At 72.8% G+C, this 16,057-nt stretch carries 16 protein-coding genes and 1 riboswitch; of the genes, 10 read left to right on the forward strand and 6 right to left on the reverse strand.

Annotated elements, in window-relative coordinates:
- The first annotated feature begins 14 nt into the window (after positions 1 to 14).
- From AB0K17_RS03265 to AB0K17_RS03275, 3 genes are read left to right on the forward strand one after another with little or no spacing between them, the layout of a single operon-like run.
- The gene (locus AB0K17_RS03265) at positions 15 to 782 is read left to right on the forward strand and encodes an ABC transporter permease (RefSeq protein WP_365981932.1); all 768 of its coding nucleotides are present in this window, start codon (positions 15 to 17) and stop codon (positions 780 to 782) included.
- Positions 779 to 1,537 (forward strand): alpha/beta fold hydrolase, encoded by a 759-nt coding sequence (locus AB0K17_RS03270; RefSeq protein WP_365981933.1) that lies wholly within the window; start codon positions 779 to 781, stop codon positions 1,535 to 1,537. The genes AB0K17_RS03265 and AB0K17_RS03270 overlap by 4 nt, the downstream gene beginning before the upstream one ends.
- Positions 1,531 to 2,292 carry a GNAT family N-acetyltransferase gene (locus AB0K17_RS03275; RefSeq protein WP_365981934.1) on the forward strand — a complete coding sequence of 254 codons (762 nt, stop codon included), beginning with the start codon at positions 1,531 to 1,533 and terminating at the stop codon, positions 2,290 to 2,292. The genes AB0K17_RS03270 and AB0K17_RS03275 overlap by 7 nt, the downstream gene beginning before the upstream one ends.
- Positions 2,293 to 2,374: 82 nt before the next feature.
- Here the strand turns inward: AB0K17_RS03275 and AB0K17_RS03280 are convergent, their stop codons facing one another.
- The gene (locus AB0K17_RS03280) at positions 2,375 to 2,542 is read right to left on the reverse strand and encodes a hypothetical protein (protein WP_365965030.1); all 168 of its coding nucleotides are present in this window, start codon (positions 2,540 to 2,542) and stop codon (positions 2,375 to 2,377) included.
- A gap of 27 nt (positions 2,543 to 2,569) precedes the next feature.
- Positions 2,570 to 4,783, reverse strand: coding sequence for an AfsR/SARP family transcriptional regulator (locus AB0K17_RS03285; protein WP_365965031.1), 2,214 nt, complete (start codon positions 4,781 to 4,783; stop codon positions 2,570 to 2,572).
- Positions 4,784 to 5,066: 283 nt separating this feature from the next.
- On the opposite strand from AB0K17_RS03285, the gene AB0K17_RS03290 reads away from it, so the two are divergent.
- The 3 genes from AB0K17_RS03290 (at position 5,067) to AB0K17_RS03300 (ending at position 7,867) form a co-directional block, all read left to right on the forward strand.
- Positions 5,067 to 5,729, forward strand: a complete 663-nt coding sequence (locus AB0K17_RS03290; protein ID WP_365981935.1) for a ScbR family autoregulator-binding transcription factor — start codon at positions 5,067 to 5,069, stop codon at positions 5,727 to 5,729.
- A gap of 195 nt (positions 5,730 to 5,924) precedes the next feature.
- A complete protein-coding gene (locus AB0K17_RS03295) occupies positions 5,925 to 7,262 on the forward strand; it encodes an amino acid permease (RefSeq protein ID WP_365982046.1) in 1,338 nt (445 codons plus the stop codon).
- 29 nt (positions 7,263 to 7,291) lie between these two features.
- Complete coding sequence (locus AB0K17_RS03300) at positions 7,292 to 7,867, forward strand: hypothetical protein (protein WP_365965033.1); 576 nt, start codon at positions 7,292 to 7,294, stop codon at positions 7,865 to 7,867.
- A 68-nt stretch (positions 7,868 to 7,935) separates the two neighbouring features.
- Here the strand turns inward: AB0K17_RS03300 and AB0K17_RS03305 are convergent, their stop codons facing one another.
- Positions 7,936 to 8,316 carry a phage holin family protein gene (locus AB0K17_RS03305; protein ID WP_365965034.1) on the reverse strand — a complete coding sequence of 127 codons (381 nt, stop codon included), beginning with the start codon at positions 8,314 to 8,316 and terminating at the stop codon, positions 7,936 to 7,938.
- 81 nt (positions 8,317 to 8,397) lie between these two features.
- Between AB0K17_RS03305 and AB0K17_RS03310 the strand changes: the two genes are divergently transcribed.
- The 3 genes from AB0K17_RS03310 (at position 8,398) to AB0K17_RS03320 (ending at position 10,076) form a co-directional block, all read left to right on the forward strand.
- On the forward strand, positions 8,398 to 8,715 hold the full coding sequence (locus AB0K17_RS03310; protein ID WP_365965035.1) for a cupin domain-containing protein: 318 nt from the start codon (positions 8,398 to 8,400) through the stop codon (positions 8,713 to 8,715).
- A gap of 269 nt (positions 8,716 to 8,984) precedes the next feature.
- Positions 8,985 to 9,203, forward strand: coding sequence for a DUF5326 family protein (locus tag AB0K17_RS03315; RefSeq protein WP_365965036.1), 219 nt, complete (start codon positions 8,985 to 8,987; stop codon positions 9,201 to 9,203).
- Between the two features lie 426 nt (positions 9,204 to 9,629).
- A complete protein-coding gene (locus tag AB0K17_RS03320) occupies positions 9,630 to 10,076 on the forward strand; it encodes an SsgA family sporulation/cell division regulator (protein ID WP_344433072.1) in 447 nt (148 codons plus the stop codon).
- 8 nt (positions 10,077 to 10,084) lie between these two features.
- Here the strand turns inward: AB0K17_RS03320 and AB0K17_RS03325 are convergent, their stop codons facing one another.
- Positions 10,085 to 11,533: a YibE/F family protein gene (locus tag AB0K17_RS03325; protein WP_365981936.1), complete on the reverse strand. Its 1,449-nt coding sequence runs from the start codon at positions 11,531 to 11,533 to the stop codon at positions 10,085 to 10,087.
- Between the two features lie 61 nt (positions 11,534 to 11,594).
- A riboswitch (TPP riboswitch) is annotated at positions 11,595 to 11,748 on the forward strand.
- Between AB0K17_RS03325 and thiC the strand changes: the two genes are divergently transcribed.
- Positions 11,743 to 13,503, forward strand: a complete 1,761-nt coding sequence (gene thiC, locus AB0K17_RS03330; protein WP_365981937.1) for a phosphomethylpyrimidine synthase ThiC — start codon at positions 11,743 to 11,745, stop codon at positions 13,501 to 13,503. It overlaps the preceding riboswitch by 6 nt.
- 290 nt (positions 13,504 to 13,793) lie before the next feature.
- Here the strand turns inward: thiC and AB0K17_RS03335 are convergent, their stop codons facing one another.
- Both AB0K17_RS03335 and AB0K17_RS03340 read right to left on the reverse strand, forming a co-directional pair.
- Positions 13,794 to 14,642 (reverse strand): hypothetical protein, encoded by an 849-nt coding sequence (locus AB0K17_RS03335; RefSeq protein WP_365981938.1) that lies wholly within the window; start codon positions 14,640 to 14,642, stop codon positions 13,794 to 13,796.
- A gap of 187 nt (positions 14,643 to 14,829) precedes the next feature.
- A complete protein-coding gene (locus AB0K17_RS03340) occupies positions 14,830 to 15,972 on the reverse strand; it encodes a metallophosphoesterase family protein (RefSeq protein ID WP_365965041.1) in 1,143 nt (380 codons plus the stop codon).
- Positions 15,973 to 16,057 lie beyond the last annotated feature (85 nt).

The raw sequence follows: 16,057 nt of genomic DNA on the forward strand, positions 1-16,057 counted from the left end.
CCACGGGGGCCCGGGTGCCCGGAGCGGCGGATGCGGTGCAGCACACGCTGGCGATCGCCCGCCGCAACCTGCGCAAGGTGCTGGCGAGTCCGGGGCAGGTCCTGGATGCCACGCTGATGCCGCTGATCTTCGCCGTGATCTTCGTGTTCGGCTTCGGCGGCGCGATCTCGGGCAGTGCCGCGGAGTACCGGCAGTACCTGATGCCGGGCATCATGGCGCTGAGCATCACCATCGCCTCCCGTACCTCGGGCATCAGCATCAACGGCGACTTCGGCAACGGCATCATGGACCGCTTCCGTTCCCTGCCGATGGCGGGTTCGGCGGTGCTGGGCGGGCGCATCCTCGCGGACACGGTCCGCATGCTGGTGAGCCTGCTGGTGATCCTGGCGTTCGCGCTGCTGATCGGCTTTCGCGTGCACACCGACGTCCTCGGTGTGCTGGGCGCGATCGGGCTGATCCTGCTGTACGGCGTGGCGCTGTGCTGGATGCACGCCTACATCGGGCTGGCCGCCCGCACGCCGGAGACGGTGCAGAGCATCGGCATGCTGGCCATGGTGCCGTTCCAGTTCGGCAGTTCCATCTTCGTCGACCCGGGTACGATGCCCGGCTGGCTGCGCGTGGTCGTGGCCAACAACCCGATGACGCTGGTCGTCGACGCCGCCCGGAACCTGATGAACGGCGGTCCGGTGGCCGGCAGTGCGACGGGCGCGCTCGCCTGGAGCGCGGGCCTGATCGCGCTCTTCACGGGCCTGGCGGTGCGGCAGTACAGGAGGCGGGCATGAGCACGAACTGGTTGCGGGTCCTGCGCGCGGTGGCGGAGCCGCGCGTACGGCTGGTGTGCTTCCCGCACGCCGGCGGTACGGCGAGCGCCTTCCGCACCTGGCCGGCCGGCCTGCCGGACGACGTCGAGGTGCTGGCGGTGAGCTACCCGGGCCGCGAGGACCGGATCGCCGAGCCGTGCGCCACGCGGATGGGGGAGATCACCGACGCCGTCACCGCGGCCCTGCTGGCCCTGGACGAGCGGCCGCTGGCCCTGTTCGGGCACAGCATGGGCGCCTCCGTCGCCTACGAGGTGGCGCACCGGCTGGCCGGCGAGCATGCGCGGGTACCTGCGGCCCTGCTGGTCTCGGCCCGCCGCGCCCCGCACCGGCTTCGGCCCTCGGGCACCGGCGACCTGGCCGACGACGCCCTGGTCGCGCACGTGCAGGGCCGGGGCGCGCCCGCATCGGCCGCCCTCGACCACCCCGAGCTGCGCGAGCTGTTCCTGCCCGTGCTGCGCGCCGACTACCGGATGCTGGACGCCTACGCCGGCGAGGCCACCACCCGTGCGCTGCCCGTGCCGCTGACCGCGTACTACGGCGAGCAGGACACGGGCGCCGCCGAGCCCGAGGCGCTGGCCTGGGCCGCCGTCGCGGGCGCGGGCTTCGCCGCCCGCGGCTTCGCCGGCGGGCACTTCTACCTCGTGCCGCACGAGGCCGCGCTGCTCGACGACGTCGCCCGGCGCCTGGCCGGCACCGCCCTGGAGCCCCTGTGCTGACCCTCACCACCCACCGCACCGGCGCCTCGCTCCTCGCCGTGGCCGGCGACGCGTGGACCGCCGCGCTGATCGCCCCCGGCCGTGACCTCGTGGCCTGGTCGCTGCCGGGCGCCGCGGCCTACGGCACCGCATCCGGCCCGGAGCCCACCGAGTGGCTCACCGTCGTCGGCGCCCCGGAACCGGCGGCCGACCTGCTGCGGGCCGTTCTGCCGGACCTGCCGGCCCCGCCCTACGGGCTGACGGTGCCGCGTGGCACGGACCTGACCGGGCTGCCGGGGACGGCCGTGGCGGACGAGACGTACGAGCACTGGGAGCTGATGACGGCGACCCGTGCTCCGCAGCCGCATCCGCTGGAAGAGCGAGTGCGCACCGACGACGCGGGGATACCCGAGATCACCGCCCTGCTGACGGCGGCCAGCCCCGGTTACGCCGTACGCCCCGGCGACCCGACCGTGCAGACGTGGGCCACGCTGCGTACGGAGGACGGCGAACTGGCCGCCGCCGGCGCGCTGCAGCGGCGCCCGGGGACGGGCACGGCCCACCTCGCCTCGATCGCCACCGCGCCCGCACTGCGCGGCCGCGGGCTGGCCGCGGCCGTCACGGGCCGGCTCACGCGGGACGTCCTGGCGGGCGGCGAGGCGGTGTGCACGCTGTCGGTGCACTCCGACAACGCGTCCGCGGTGCGGCTGTACCGGCGCCTGGGCTACACCACGGCCCAGGAGTTCACCAGCGTGCAGCTGGAGGAGGAGTTCTGAGCCCGGGCAGCCCATGCGGAAGGGGCCGGGCGGGCACGGGAATCCCGTGCCCGCCCGGCCCCTTCGTCATATCGTCAGCCGGCTATTCGGCATCCTCCAACAGCCGCTGCATCGCCCGCACCCGTTCCGCCGTGTCGGCGAACGCGGTGCGTTGCTCGGTGGCCGCCCGCCAGACGACGGCCGCTCCGGCCAGCATGGCACAACTGATCATCAGGGAACCGGCGATGACCGCATGCGATGTCTCCCTCACTCGTCCTCTCTTTCCTTGACTCCTGCTTCATCGGCAACCCGCGGCCAGCACCTGTGCCGGTGCCGCGGAGGTCTCCTGCTCCCGCAATCCCGCCGAGAGCGCGAGCTCGAAGGCGAGTTCGTCCCGGCCGAGCGCCACGGACTGCGCGATGACGGACGTCAGACAGCGCTGCTCCGCCTCCAGCCAGTCGTGCGGTGAGGCGAGCAGCTCGTCGAGGTAGTCGGGGTCGATCCGGCGCCGCAGCGTGCTGCGCTGCAGGGAGACCCGGCGCACGCCGTGCTCGCGGCGGTGGGCCTCCTCGGCGATGGTGAGCCAGGCGCGCAGCGCCCGGTCCACCGCCCGCTCCCGCTCGTCCGCCGGCTCCTCGGCCTCGGCGCGCTCGCGGGCGTGCAGGCGCAGCAGGTCGGGGAAGCGGTAGCGCAGGCTGCCGGTGGCGTCGGTGCCGGTGGTGCCCAGCAGCTGGGCGTCGACGAGCTGCTCCATGAGCCGCTCGGCCTCCAGCACGCCGGTGTCCAGGACGGCGGCGCCGGCCCAGACGGCGAAGTCGGGCGCCTCCAGCAGGGCGAGCCGCCGGTACATGGCGGCGGCGTCCGCGGTCAGCCGGCGGTAGCTGAGGTCGAGGCCGGCGCGCAGCGCCGGGTCGGCCTCGCTCAGTTCGGCGAACCGGCGGCGCTCGTCGGCCAGCCGGGCGGTCAGGTGGCGCAGGGTCCAGTGCGGCTTGGCCGCGAGCCGGGTCGCGGCGATGCGCAGGGCGAGCGGCAGCCGGTCGCACTGGGCGGCCAGCCGGTCCGCGTGGGCGGGTTCGGCGGCGACGCGGTCGCGGCCGGCGATGCGGCCGATCAGCTCGACGGCCTCCGCCTCGTGCAGCATGCCCAGGCCGATGCGCACGGCGCCACCCGCGGTGGCCGCGCTGTCGAGCGGCGCGCGGCTGGTGACCACGACGCGGCAGCGGCCGGTGCCGGGCAGCAGCGGGCGCAGCTGGGCGCCGGACTGGGCGTCGTCGAGGACGAGCAGGATGCGCCGGGTGGCCAGCACGCTGCGGTAGAGGGCCTCGCGCTCGCCGAGGTCGGCCGGCACCCGCTCGCCGGGCACGCCGAGGGCGCGCAGGAAGCGGGCAAGGACGTCGGCGGCGGTGACCTCCTCCTGGCCGCCGCGGCCGCCGAGGTCGGCGTAGAGCTGTCCGTCGGGGAAGGCGTCGGCCCACCGGTGCGCCCAGCGCAGCGCGAGGCCGGTCTTGCCGGCCCCGGGGATGCCGCTGACCAGGGCGATCGTGGGTGGCTGCGCGTCGGTGCGCGGGCCGGACTCCTCGTCCAGCAGGGCGTCGAGCGCGGCGAGTTCGGCCTGCCGGCCGACGAAGACGGGCAGTGGGGTGGGCAGATGGGCCGGGGTGACGGCGGGTTCGGCGACGGCGGGCGGGGGTTCGGGGGTGCGGGCGGGCATCAGGGCGGGGTCGTCGCGCAGGACCGCGTCGTGCAGCTCGGTGAGCGCGGGGCCCGGTTCGAGGCCGAGCTCCTCGATGAAGCGGCTGCGGGCCTCGCGGAAGACCTCCAGCGCCTCGGCCCGCCGGCCGGCCCGGTACTGGGCGAGCATCAGCTGGACGCGGGGCCGCTCGCGCAGCGGGTGCTCGCGGGTCAGGTCGGCGAGCTCGGGGATGAGGGCCTGGTACTGGCCGAGCTCCAGGCGCAGGTCGGACCACTCCTCGTACGCGGCGAGGCGGTGCTCCTCCAGGTGGGCGGCCTCGCCCTCCACGGGTCTGCCGGCCACGCCGGCCAGAGCCGGGCCGCGCCACAGGCCGAGCGCCCGACGGTACAGGGCCTCCGCGCGGGTGGTGCGGCCCTCGCGGGCGGCCTGCCGGCCCTCGGCGACCAGGGCGGAGAAGTCCCCGGCGTCGATGCGGTGCCCGCTCATGCGCAGCAGGTAGCCGGGGTGGACGGTGACGATGGCGTCCTCGGCGCAGCCCGCGGCCTTGAAGGTCTTGCGCAGCCCGGCGATGCAGATGGCGACCTGGGTGCGCGCGGTGGCGGGGGGACGGCCGTCCCACACCACGTCCACCAGGCGGTCGACGGAGACCACCTGGCCCTGGGCGAGCAGCATCATCGCGAGGATCGTGCGTTGTCTGGGCCCGCCGACGGGCACCTGGCGGCCGCCCGCGGTCACCTGCAGCGGGCCGAGGATCCCGAATTCCATTCCCGCTGCGGCCGTCTCCGTTCCGGCCTGCTGCTCGTACGCCACCTCTGTCATCTCCGCCCCCGTTGTTCCGTGCCGGTCGTGCTGTGGTTGCCGCGCGGGCCGTGTCGCCACGTCCCGTGTGGGGCGCCGTGATCGACGGCGCCGGGCGCTGCCCGGGGTGTGGGCAGATGCCAGTTAAAAACCAGCCAGCCGGTTTGTCAAAGCCGGGTGCCCGCCCTGTCCAGGTGGGATGTGCCGGGCGGACCCCCAGGAATCGGGCCGACCGGCTTGGAAGAAACCACGCGGTATGTTTATTCTTCGCATGTTGTTGACCCAGCGGACGCCGAGGTGGCACGTGGAGCAGCAGGAGAGGGCGGAGCGCACCCGCCGGGCCCTCATTCGAGGAGCCGCGGACGTCTTCGACCGCATCGGGTACGAGCGCGCCACGCTGTCGCGCATCAGCGCGGCCGCCGGGGCCACCAAGGGAGCGCTGTACTTCCACTTCTCCACCAAGGCCGACCTGGCCCAGGCCGTGCGCGACGAGGCCCGCACGGCCTCCACGGCCGCCGTCGACGCCCTGGCCCGGCGGCCGGTGCTCGCCCTGCAGACCGTGGTCGACCTCACCCACCACCTCTCCCGCGCCCTGCGCACCGACCCGCTGACCCGGGCCGACGTCCGGCTCTCCCGCGACGCCGAGTTCCCCGAGCGCTCCCGGCCGGACTGCTACGAGGAGTGGGGCGCGGCCGTACGGTCGCTGCTGCAGCGGGCCAAGGCCGACGGCAGCCTGCTGCCGGACGCCGACGAGGACTCGGTGGCCGCCCTCGCCCTCTCCCTGGTCGCGGGCGCCGAACTCTTCTCCCGCGACGGCGACGGCGACGGCTACGGCGGCGCGGGCCGGGGCGCGGATGCGGAGTGGATCGCCCGGGTGTGGGCCCTGGTCCTGCCGCGGCTGGTGCCGCAGGACCGGCTGCCGCTGCTGCGCCCCGCCGGCATCGAGGTCGGCTCGGAGGGCGAGTAGGAACGCGAAGGGGCGGGAGGCGAGGGCGGCGCGGGGAGGCGCAAAACGCTTCGATAACGAGGCAAAAAGCCCCCTGCCTAGGGTCCCCGTGCCCGCCGGCGCACGGCCGGCGGTCCCGTAGACCCGCAGGAGACCCATGTGACGACCGACACCGGCAGGGCCCTGCCCGCCGCCCTCAAACAGCGCCACCTGACCATGCTCGGCCTGGGCGGGGTGATCGGCGCCGGGCTGTTCGTCGGCTCGGGCGCCGGCGTGGCCCTCGCGGGCCCGGGCATCCTGATCTCGTACGCCATCGCCGGCACCCTCGCGCTGCTGGTGATGCGCATGCTCGGCGAGATGTCCGCCGCCGACCCCACGCCCGGCTCCTTCTCGGTGCACGCCGAGCGGGCCTTCGGGCGCTGGGCCGGGTTCACCGTGGGCTGGCTGTACTGGCTGATGCTCGTGGTCGTGCTGTCCGTCGAGGCCACCGGTGCCGCGGCCATCGCCTCCGGCTGGCTGCCGGCGGTGCCGCAGTGGGCCTGGGTGCTGATGTTCATCACCTTCTTCACCGCCGCCAACCTGGCCTCGGTGAAGAACTTCGGCGAACTCGAGTTCTGGGCCGCCGCCTTGAAGGTGGGCGCCATCGTCTGCTTCCTCGGCCTCGGCCTGCTCGCCGTCCTCGGCCTGCTGCCCGGCTCGTCCTCGCCGGGTCTGGCCAACCTCACCGGCCACGGCGGCTTCCTGCCGCACGGCTGGGGCGGGGTGGTCGCGGGCGTGCTCGCGGTGACCTTCTCCTTCGGCGGCCTGGAGGTGCTCACCATCGCCGCCGCCGAGTCCGAGGACCCGGCCCGGGCCGTGGGCCGGGCGGTGCGCAGCGCGGTGTGGCGGATCCTGGTCTTCTACATCGGCTCGCTCGCGGTCGTCGTCACCCTGCTGCCCTGGAACGACTCCGAGATCGGCCGCAGCCCCTACGTCGCGGTCCTGGAGCACCTCGGCATCCCCGCCGCCGGGCAGATCATGAACGTGGTGGTCGTGGTGGCCCTGCTGTCGGCCATCAACGCCAACCTCTACGGCGCCTCGCGCATGGTCTTCTCCCTCGCCGAGCGCGGCGAGGCCCCGCGGGCGCTGCTGGCCGTCAACCGCGAGGGCGTGCCGCACCGGGCCGTCCTGGCCTCCGTGGGCTTCGGCTTCGCGTCCGTGGTGCTGAACCTGCTGTGGCCGAACACGGTCTTCCTCTACCTGCTCAACACCGTCGGCGCCGTGCTGCTGGTGGTCTGGCTGCTGGTCGCCGCATCCCAACTGCGGCTGCGCCGCCGCATGGAGCAGGCGGGCGCCGAGCGACCCGCGGTACGGATGTGGGGTTTCCCCTACGTCACCTGGCTGACCCTGGCCGGCGTCGCGGCCGTGCTCGTGCTGATGCTGACCGACGCGGACGCCAGGGTGCAGGTCCTGTGTTCGGCGGTGGCCAGTGCCGTGCTGGCGGGCATCGCCTGGGCGCGCGACGTCGTACGACGCAGGCGCCGCACCGCTCTTGCGGTGTCGTCACCTGCATGACCTCCGACCCCCCGAGGAGACGATTCTTCATGTCACGCACGCCGCCCCGAGCCGTGCTCGCCGACCTGCTGCGGGTGCCCTTCAGGGCCCTCACCTGGCGGCACATGCTGCATGCGCTGCTCGCGCCGCTGGGCCTGGCCTGGTTCCTGGCCGTGGTCAACGGCCTGAGAATCACCCGGGAGAGGGGCGTTCCCGTGCTTGGCGTGGTGGGTGCGGTGGTGCTCACCGCGCTGGCCCTGCTGTGTGCCGGCGCGTTCGGCCGGGCGCGGGCGCGCTGGTTCTTCGGGGCGCGGATCGCGCCGCGTGCGGGGGCGGGCCGGCTCGGCGGTGCGCTCGCGTACTTCCTGGCCGACCTGCTGCTCAGCGGGGTGGCCTGCGCGCTGGCCGTGGGCGTGGTCATCGTCTGCGCCCGCAACCTGACCTATCCGGTGTGGGGCTGGGCGCCCTATCCGGACCCGGCCTGGGGCGGTCCCACTCCCGAGGGTGCGGTGGCCCTGCACTTCGCGGCGGGCGTCCTCGCGCTCTTCGCCGGTCCCCGGCTGGTCATCGCCCTCTCGCGGGCCCAGCTGCGGCTGACCAGGCGCCTGGTGGGCGCGGGTTCGTAAGTCCCCGCGCGGGCGGGCGGTGCGGCGGCACCACGGCCGCCGCGCCCCGCCGCCGTCAGTCCTGCTCGTCAGTCCTGCTCGTCGGGCAGGATCACGTGCATCGCCCAGGCGACGATGGAGACGATCACGCCGCCGACGAGCGCGGCCCAGAAGCCCGCGACGTGGAAGGCCAGGTCCAGCTTGCCCGCGAGCCACGAGGTCAGCAGCAGCATCAGCGCGTTGACCACCAGCGTGAACAGGCCGAGGGTCAGGATGAACAGCGGCAGGGACATCAGCTTGACGACCGGCTTGACCAGATAGTTCACCGCGCCGAAGACCAGGGCGACGAGGAACAGCGTGATCACCTTGCGGGCGGTGTTCTCGCCGGAGAGCGTGATGCCCTTCAGCAGCCAGATGGCCACCGCCAGGGCCGCGGCGTTGGCGACCGTCTTGACTACGAAATTCTTCATGGTGAGATCGTTGCAGACGGGCGCGGCCCACGGGGAGCCGCACATCAACCATGATCGGTGCGGCAGGAAGCGGGTCAGGACATGAAGGCGTTCCGGCTGGACGAACTCGAGGCCGAGCGGGTCGCGAACGAGGGTGCGTACCTGCAGTTCCTGCGCGAGCGGAACATGTCGGTGGGGCTGTACGCGCTGGACGCCGGCGCCCCCGACCCCCAGGGCCCGCACGCCCAGGACGAGATCTACGTCGTCATGAGCGGCCGTGCGTCGATCACGGTGGGGGAGGAGACCACCCATGTCGGGCGCGGCAGCGTCGTGTACGTACCGGCCGGGGTGACGCACCGCTTCCACCACATCAGCGAGGACCTGCGGGTGCTCGTGGTCTTCTCGCCGCCCGAGAGCTGAGGTTCCGGGAGCTGAGGTCCCGGGAGCCGAGGTCCCGGGATGCCGTGTCCGGGGTCCGGCCCCGGCATCCCGTAGGGGGCGGTTCAGGGGTGGACGGGGGTGCGCGCGCCCCTGCGGCGCACCCGGCGCGCCTAGCATCGTGGGCAGGACGGGGCATTCGCTCCGGACGGCCGGGAATGCGCGGACGCAATTGTGCGGCGGCGCGTTCGGCGACCGCACATCAACAAGAGCGCGGGAATACGCGCACGAAGTCGAGAGCAGGGGTTGAGATGTCGGAGAAGGGATTTTTCGCGGGACTGCCGTGGTGGGTGACGCTGGTCGTGCTGCCGGCTCTCGTGGTGCTGGTCTTCGGCGGCCTGATCCTGAGCCTGCTCGGTTTTGTCATCAACCTGCTCTTCAAGGTCCTGCTGCTGGTGGCCCTGGTCGGCGGCCTGATCTTCCTGGTCAAGAAGTTCACGTCGTCCTCGTCGTCGAGGGGCGACTGGTAGGGCCGGGGGTTCCGGGCGCGCGGGGGCGCTCGGAACGCCCACCGGGCAGGGGGCGTCGCCCACGCCACCGTCCGGTGTCCGCTCCACCGGCTCAACGAAACGGACGGCGGGGAGTTATCTCCGCCGTCAACTTTCCTCCGTCAACCTGAACGCTCCGGAGACCGCCCCCACGGAAATCCGTGCCCTCTCGCGCCACTTTGGCCAGTTCTCGGCCGGTCCGTGCCATCAAATCCCACGTTACGACTCCGTGGAGTAGTCGAGTCGCTACGCTCCAGAGTCGGAGAGCTCGTATGCTCACCCTCGGTCTCCATGAGTAACTGGAAAATCACTCCTTGTGATCCACTGGGCGTTCTTGTCAGACTATGGCGTCATTGGGGCCACCAGGCTCCAATCCCTGCCAAACCGACGAAGACGGGGCATTGGGCGATGCGCGACACAGTTCAGGCAGAAGTGGTCATGACGTTCCTCGTCTCCGAGGAGCTGTCCTTCCGGATCCCGGTGGAGCTGGGCTACGACAGCAGCGACCCCTACGCGGTGAAGTTCACCTTCCACCTCCCCGGCGACGCGCCGGTGACCTGGGCCTTCGCCCGGGAGCTGCTGCTGGACGGGCTCAGTCAGCCCTCCGGCGAGGGCGACGTGCACATCGCCCCCGCCTCCTCGCAGCACCTGTCCGACGTCTTCATCCGGCTGCAAGTGGGCGGCGAGGGCGCGCTGTTCCGGGCCGGGGCCGCCCCGCTGGTGGCCTTCCTCGACCGGACCGACCGCATCGCCCCCCTCGGCGAGGAGCACACGGTCGCCGACTTCGACTACGAGCTCGCCGCGGCCCTCGACAGCATCCTGGCCGGCAACCCCGAGGGGCAGAACGCCGGTTAGCCGGGGCCTCACCTCGCCCGGCGGCGCCTGCCACCGCGCGACCTGGGCCGCCCCGTCCCCCTGCCGCCCCCCGCGGCGCCGGGCCGGTCGGCGCTCACCACGAGCGCGGCCAGCAGCGTGGTCACCGGCACCGAGGCCACCAGGCCGATGCTGCCCACCAGGGTCCGTACGATCTCCTCCGCGACGACCTCGCTCGTCGCCACCGTGCCCACCCCCCGGTCCGCGATGGTGAACAACAGCATCAGCGGCAGCGACGCACCCGCGTAGGCCAGCACGAGCGTGTTGACCACCGAGGCGATGTGGTCGCGTCCGATGCGCATCGCCTGTCCGTACAGCCGGCGCCAAGTGGCCGCCGGGTCCGCTTCCTTGAGCTCCCACACCGCCGACGTCTGGGTGACCGTGACGTCGTCGAGCACGCCCAGCGAACCGATGATGATCCCGGCGAGCAGCAGACCCCGTATCTCGATCTGCGGGTAGAGGCCGTGCACGAGCCCGGTCTGGTCGTCGGTGTTGCCCGTCAGATGGGCCCACGAGGTGAACAGCGACCCCAGCAGGCCGATGACCAGCAGGGAGGTGAGCGTGCCCAGGACCGCGACGGATGTGCGGGCGTTGAGCCCGTGGCACATGTAGAGCGCGATCAGCATGATCGCGCCGCCGCCCACCACCGCGACGACCAGCGGGTCCGAGCCCTGCAGGATCGCCGGCAGGATGAACAGCGTCAGCACCCCGAAACTGATCACCAGCGCGACGAGCGCGAAGACGCCGCGCAACCGGCCGACGGCCACGACGGCGACCGCGAAGACGCCCGCGAGCAGCCCCATCGGCAGGTCGCGGTCGACGTCCGTGACCGAATAGCGCAGGTTCTCCGGGGCCTTCGGGGCGTAGGCGAGGACCACCTTCTGCCCGGAGGAGTAGTGGCGCGAGGAGCCGGGCTGCACCTGCTCGGTGAACGTGGTGCCCTTGTCCGGTCCCGAGGTCACCTCGACGGTGGCCTTCTGGCAGGTGCCCTGCGCCGGCGGCGGCGCCGACGGGGCGCCCTGCTGCGGCTGCTGCTGCGGGCCGCCGAACCCGCCGGAGGCCGGGCAGGAGTACTCCTTGACGGCCGTCACCCGCCCCGACTGCGTCTGCTGGTCCATGCCGACGCCGGTGTGCTGGTGCGGCGGGGTGCCGCCGGGCCACAGCACGATCAGCCCGGCGGCCACCGCGGCGGCGAAGGGGATGAGTACGGCCGCGATGACCTTGCGCAGATGACCCGAGACGGGCGTCGCGGGACCGTGCGCATGGGCATGGCTGTGGCCGTGCCCATGGCTGTGTCCATGGTTCTGCCGTCGTCCGTGGCCATGCCCGTGCCCATCTCCGTGCCCATCTCCGTGCGCAGGACCGTCGGGGGCGGGCGCACGGGCGTGGTCGGGGTCGTGGGGGGCGTGCGAGTGGGGGGAAGGATGCGTGGGGGTCACCCGTCGATGATGACAAGCCCCCCTGGCCCTCCGGGCGCGGGAGGCGCTAGCGTGGTGCCACCTTTGCAATCGCGGGAGCTCGGAGCACCGGGCTGAGAGGGCGCTGACCTTCGCACTGGACATGTTCGAACCGGACATGGGTGCGAAAGCCGCTGCGCCGACCGCCGAACCTGTTACCGGGTAATGCCGGCGTAGGGAGTTACGGTCATATGACCTCGCAGGATGCACGCACGTCCGGAACCGGTCGCGAGATCGGCTGGCACAAGGACTATGTGACGGGCTCGCGTCCGGACATCCGCGTTCCGGTGCGACGGGTGCACCTCACCAACGGGCAGGACGTCCGCCTCTACGACACGTCCGGCCCGTACACCGATGCGTCCGTCGTAACGGACGTACGACGGGGCCTCGCCCCGCTCCGGGAGAACTGGATCATCGCCCGCGGCGACACCGAGGAGTACGCCGGGCGGCCGGTGCGCCCGGAGGACGACGGCATCAGGCACACCGCCCCGCGCGGGGGCCTGCGCAACCTCGACGCCGTCTTCCCCGGCCGCCCCCGCCAGCCCCGCCGGGGCCGCGACGGAGGGGCGGTCACCCAGCTCGCGTACGCCCGGCGCGGGGAGATCACCGCCGAGATGGAGTACGTGGCGCTGCGCGAGGGCGTCTCCCCGGAGACCGTCCGCGAGGAGATCGCCGCGGGCCGCGCCGTGCTGCCGGCCAACGTCAACCACCCGGAGATCGAGCCGATGATCATCGGCAAGAAGTTCCTGGTGAAGGTGAACGCCAACATCGGCAACTCCGCCGTCACCTCCTCCATCGAGGAGGAGGTGGAGAAGATGACCTGGGCCACCCGCTGGGGCGCCGACACGGTCATGGACCTCTCCACCGGCCGCAACATCCACACCACCCGCGAGTGGGTGCTGCGCAACTCCCCCGTGCCGATCGGCACCGTCCCGCTCTACCAGGCGCTGGAGAAGGTGGACGGCAAGGCCGAGGAGCTCACCTGGGAGATCTACAAGGACACCGTCATCGAGCAGGCCGAGCAGGGCGTCGACTACATGACCGTCCACGCCGGCGTGCTGCTGCGCTACGTCCCGCTGACCGCCCGCCGCAAGACCGGCATCGTCTCGCGCGGCGGCTCGATCATGGCGGCCTGGTGCCTGGCGCACCACAAGGAGTCGTTCCTCTACGAGAACTTCGAGGAGCTCTGCGAGATCCTCGCCTCGTACGACGTGACGTTCTCCCTGGGCGACGGCCTGCGCCCCGGTTCGATCGCGGATGCGAACGACGAGGCCCAGTTCGCCGAGCTGCGGACGCTGGGCGAGCTCAACTCGATCGCCAAGCGGCACAACGTGCAGACGATGATCGAGGGCCCGGGCCATGTCCCGATGCACAAGATCAAGGAGAACATCGACCTTCAGCAGGAGATCTGCGAGGAGGCGCCGTTCTACACCCTCGGTCCGCTGACGACCGACGTCGCACCGGCGTACGACCACATCACCTCCGGCATCGGTGCGGCGATGATCGCCTGGTGGGGCACGGCGATGCTCTGCTACGTCACGCCCAAGGAGCACCTCGGCCTGCCGGACCGCGACGACGTGAAGACCGGCGTCATCACCTACAAGATCGCGGCCCATGCGGCGGACCTCGCCAAGGGCCACCCGGGCGCCCAGGAGTGGGACGACGCGCTGTCGGACGCGCGTTTCGAATTCCGCTGGGAGGACCAGTTCAACCTGGCCCTCGACCCGGACACCGCCCGCGCCTTCCACGACGAGACGCTGCCGGCCGAACCCGCGAAGACGGCGCACTTCTGCTCGATGTGCGGACCGAAGTTCTGTTCGATGAAGATCTCCCAGGACATTCGCCGCGAGCACGGCGGCGACCTGGCCGTCGACCCCGACGAGGGAATGGCCCAGAAGGCCCGCGAATTCGCCGCCTCCGGCAACCGCGTCTACCTCCCGATCGCCGACTAGGGCAGCGCCCCATAGGGGCGCGGGGCGGTGTCGATGTGCGGCTGCCGCCGCGTGGGCGCGATCGGCCACCGACGGCCAGGCGTATCCGGCGGATCAGGCAGGCCCCGTAAGGGGCGCGGGGAACTGCGCGACAAGCCACGACGCGCCCGCAGTGGCGTGTCAGCTGCGGGCCGTCCGTGGTTGATCGCGCCACGCGGCGGCAGCCGCAGATCGACACCGCCCCGCGCCCCTACGGGGCGCCTTGGTGGCGCCTGACGAACATCCGCCGGACGCGGCCTGGGGCGGCGCCCCTATGGGGCGCCCTGACGGGGCGCCCCGTCACCGCCCTGCTCCGGGCTCGTGAAACCCGGCGCGGAGTAGCCCAACCGCGGCGTGCGGCCCGTCCCGCCGGGCGGGCCGCTGCCGTTCGTGTACGAACGGCGGGCCGGCGCGCCCGTGTTGATCAGTGCCTCTCTCAGGAACGGCAGCAGGCCGCGGTGCAGCACGGCCTGCCGCCAGGTCTCGCGGGCCCGCTCGGCCTCCTCGGCGAGGGGATCGTGCGGCGCGCCGTCCTGCGCCTCCCGGCCGGTGCGCAGAGCGGTGACCAGCAGGCCGGAGGAGGCCACCAGCACCGCGGCGACGGTCAGGCCGCCGAACCACCAGCCGATGGTGACCATCTGGCCGGCCGCCGACCCGCCCGTGCCCACCGTGCGCATCACATAGCCGATGAGCAGGAACAGGAACCCCGCGATCCCGGCCAGCACGGGGGCCAGCACCGCGACCACCGCGAGCGCGCCGGCGCCCGGGGCGTCCGGCCCCTCCGGGGTCGCGCTCGCGGAGGGGGCCGTGTGGTCGTCCCCCGCCTCGCTCCCGCCACCGGAAGCGGAACCGCCGCCGACCGGCTGGGGCCGGGTGGCGGCGGAGCGGGCGCGCAGTTCCTCACGGGCGGCGATGAACTCCTGATATTCCGTCGCCGCGCACGAGACGATGGCAGCCATGGCTCCTCGTGCCATGCTGCGCAGCTGCTCGGTGCCGAGCCGCTGTCCTATGAGTGCGGACAGTTCCGGGTCCTGGTTCGCGGTACGCAGCGCCTGGTCGAGAAGCCGCTCGAATTCCGGGCGGTCCTCGGCAAGCAGGTGCGGAGCGCTGTTCATGTGCATCCCCCGATGCTCCGTATGGCGCCGTGGTGTCGGCTTGTACCGGGCAGTGGGCGGAAACGGAGGAGAGCGAGCCTGCGACGGACAAGCCGATGGTAGAGCGCTACCGGCGCGTGGTGACAGCCGGTTTCCCGAATTGCCCCGTGCCGGTGGAACCCTCGATCTGCCCGGGGAACGCCCCGCTGAATCCTCAGTCGGTCAGCGGAAGTTGCGCCACCAGCAGTTTTCCGGCCATGGTGACCCCGCCGTCCATGGCGACCGCGAGCCCGTCGGCGTACAGGTGCGGGCCGTCCACCAGGGGCGCGCCGTCCTCGCCGTCCGCGTCCTCCGCGGGCACGTCGCCCAGCAGATAGGGGATGGGGCTGTGGCCGTGGACGATACGGCTGCCGCCGTACGTCTGCAGCAGCTCCCGTACGGCGAGGGGACCTGCCTCCTCGTCGCGGAAGGCGAAGCGCTTGGTGAATTTGCGGAACAGCTCCCAGCACTCGTCGGGGTCGTTGCGCTGCAGGGCCTCGGTGATGGCGTCGTTGACGGCCTCGATGGAGTCGCCGAATTCGAGGTAGGCGGTGGTGTCGGAGTGGAGCAGCAGATGGCCGTCCTCCTCCGCGATCGCGTCCAGGCGCGACATCCACTGCAGGTGGTGGTCCTGCAGCCGCTCCATGTCGCTGCGCTGCCCGCCGTTGAGCAGCCAGGCGGCCTGGAAGGAGGCGGTGCCGGCGCCGGAGTTCACGGGGGTGTCGGCGAACCGGCGGGCGCCGATGAGCAGCAGCTCGTGGTTGCCCATGAGGGCCTTGCAGTAGCCTCCGGCGGCGGCGGCCTCCGCGGACAGCCGCATCACCAGGTCGATCACGCCGACGCCGTCGGGGCCCCGGTCGGTGAAGTCGCCGAGGAACCACAGCCGGGCGTTGCCGGCGGCCCAGTTGCCGTGCGCGTCGATCAGCCCTTCGGCGGCCAGCGCCTCGTACAGCTCGTCCAGGTAGCCGTGGACGTCGCCGACGACGTACAGCGGGCCGGGGCCGGCCGGCAGGGGCTCCTGCTGGGGCTGGGGCTGCGGCTGCGGCGCGGCGAGCGGGGTGAGCTCGACGGTGGGCACGTCCTGCGGGACGCCGCGGTTGATGACCGGCAGGTCGCGGGCGGTGGGGGTGTAGCCCTCGGGGTACTCCGCGTACTCCCCGCCGCCGGGCAGCGGCGGCTGGGCCGGGGCGGGCGGCACCGGGGGCGGGGCGGGATGGCCGTAGCCGGGCGCGGGAGGCTGCGCTGCGGCGTACCCGGAGATGGGCGGCATCGCCGCCGTGGCCCGTGCCGCAGGTCCCTGCCCGGCCCCCTGAGTCATCGACCCCTCCACCATCGCGCCGCCGTGCACCTTGTGGACCTTGCCTGGTCGACGGCGGTCCGCGGTGTCGTGCGCCCATCATAGG

The sequence above is a fragment of the Streptomyces sp. NPDC049585 genome (genome assembly GCF_040675615.1).
Taxonomy (GTDB): Bacteria; Actinomycetota; Actinomycetes; order Streptomycetales; family Streptomycetaceae; genus Streptomyces; species Streptomyces luteosporeus.

Coding starts and splice junctions, on each gene's coding strand:
- AB0K17_RS03270 (WP_365981933.1), top strand. CDS start 779: ATGAGCACGAACTGGTTGCGGGTCCTGCGCGCGGTGGCGGAGCCGCGC.
- AB0K17_RS03285 (WP_365965031.1), bottom strand. CDS start 4,783: ATGACAGAGGTGGCGTACGAGCAGCAGGCCGGAACGGAGACGGCCGCA.
- AB0K17_RS03295 (WP_365982046.1), top strand. CDS start 5,925: ATGCTCGGCCTGGGCGGGGTGATCGGCGCCGGGCTGTTCGTCGGCTCG.
- AB0K17_RS03300 (WP_365965033.1), top strand. CDS start 7,292: ATGTCACGCACGCCGCCCCGAGCCGTGCTCGCCGACCTGCTGCGGGTG.
- AB0K17_RS03305 (WP_365965034.1), bottom strand. CDS start 8,316: ATGAAGAATTTCGTAGTCAAGACGGTCGCCAACGCCGCGGCCCTGGCG.
- AB0K17_RS03310 (WP_365965035.1), top strand. CDS start 8,398: ATGAAGGCGTTCCGGCTGGACGAACTCGAGGCCGAGCGGGTCGCGAAC.
- AB0K17_RS03315 (WP_365965036.1), top strand. CDS start 8,985: ATGTCGGAGAAGGGATTTTTCGCGGGACTGCCGTGGTGGGTGACGCTG.
- AB0K17_RS03320 (WP_344433072.1), top strand. CDS start 9,630: ATGCGCGACACAGTTCAGGCAGAAGTGGTCATGACGTTCCTCGTCTCC.
- thiC (WP_365981937.1), top strand. CDS start 11,743: ATGACCTCGCAGGATGCACGCACGTCCGGAACCGGTCGCGAGATCGGC.
- AB0K17_RS03335 (WP_365981938.1), bottom strand. CDS start 14,642: ATGCACATGAACAGCGCTCCGCACCTGCTTGCCGAGGACCGCCCGGAA.
- AB0K17_RS03340 (WP_365965041.1), bottom strand. CDS start 15,972: ATGACTCAGGGGGCCGGGCAGGGACCTGCGGCACGGGCCACGGCGGCG.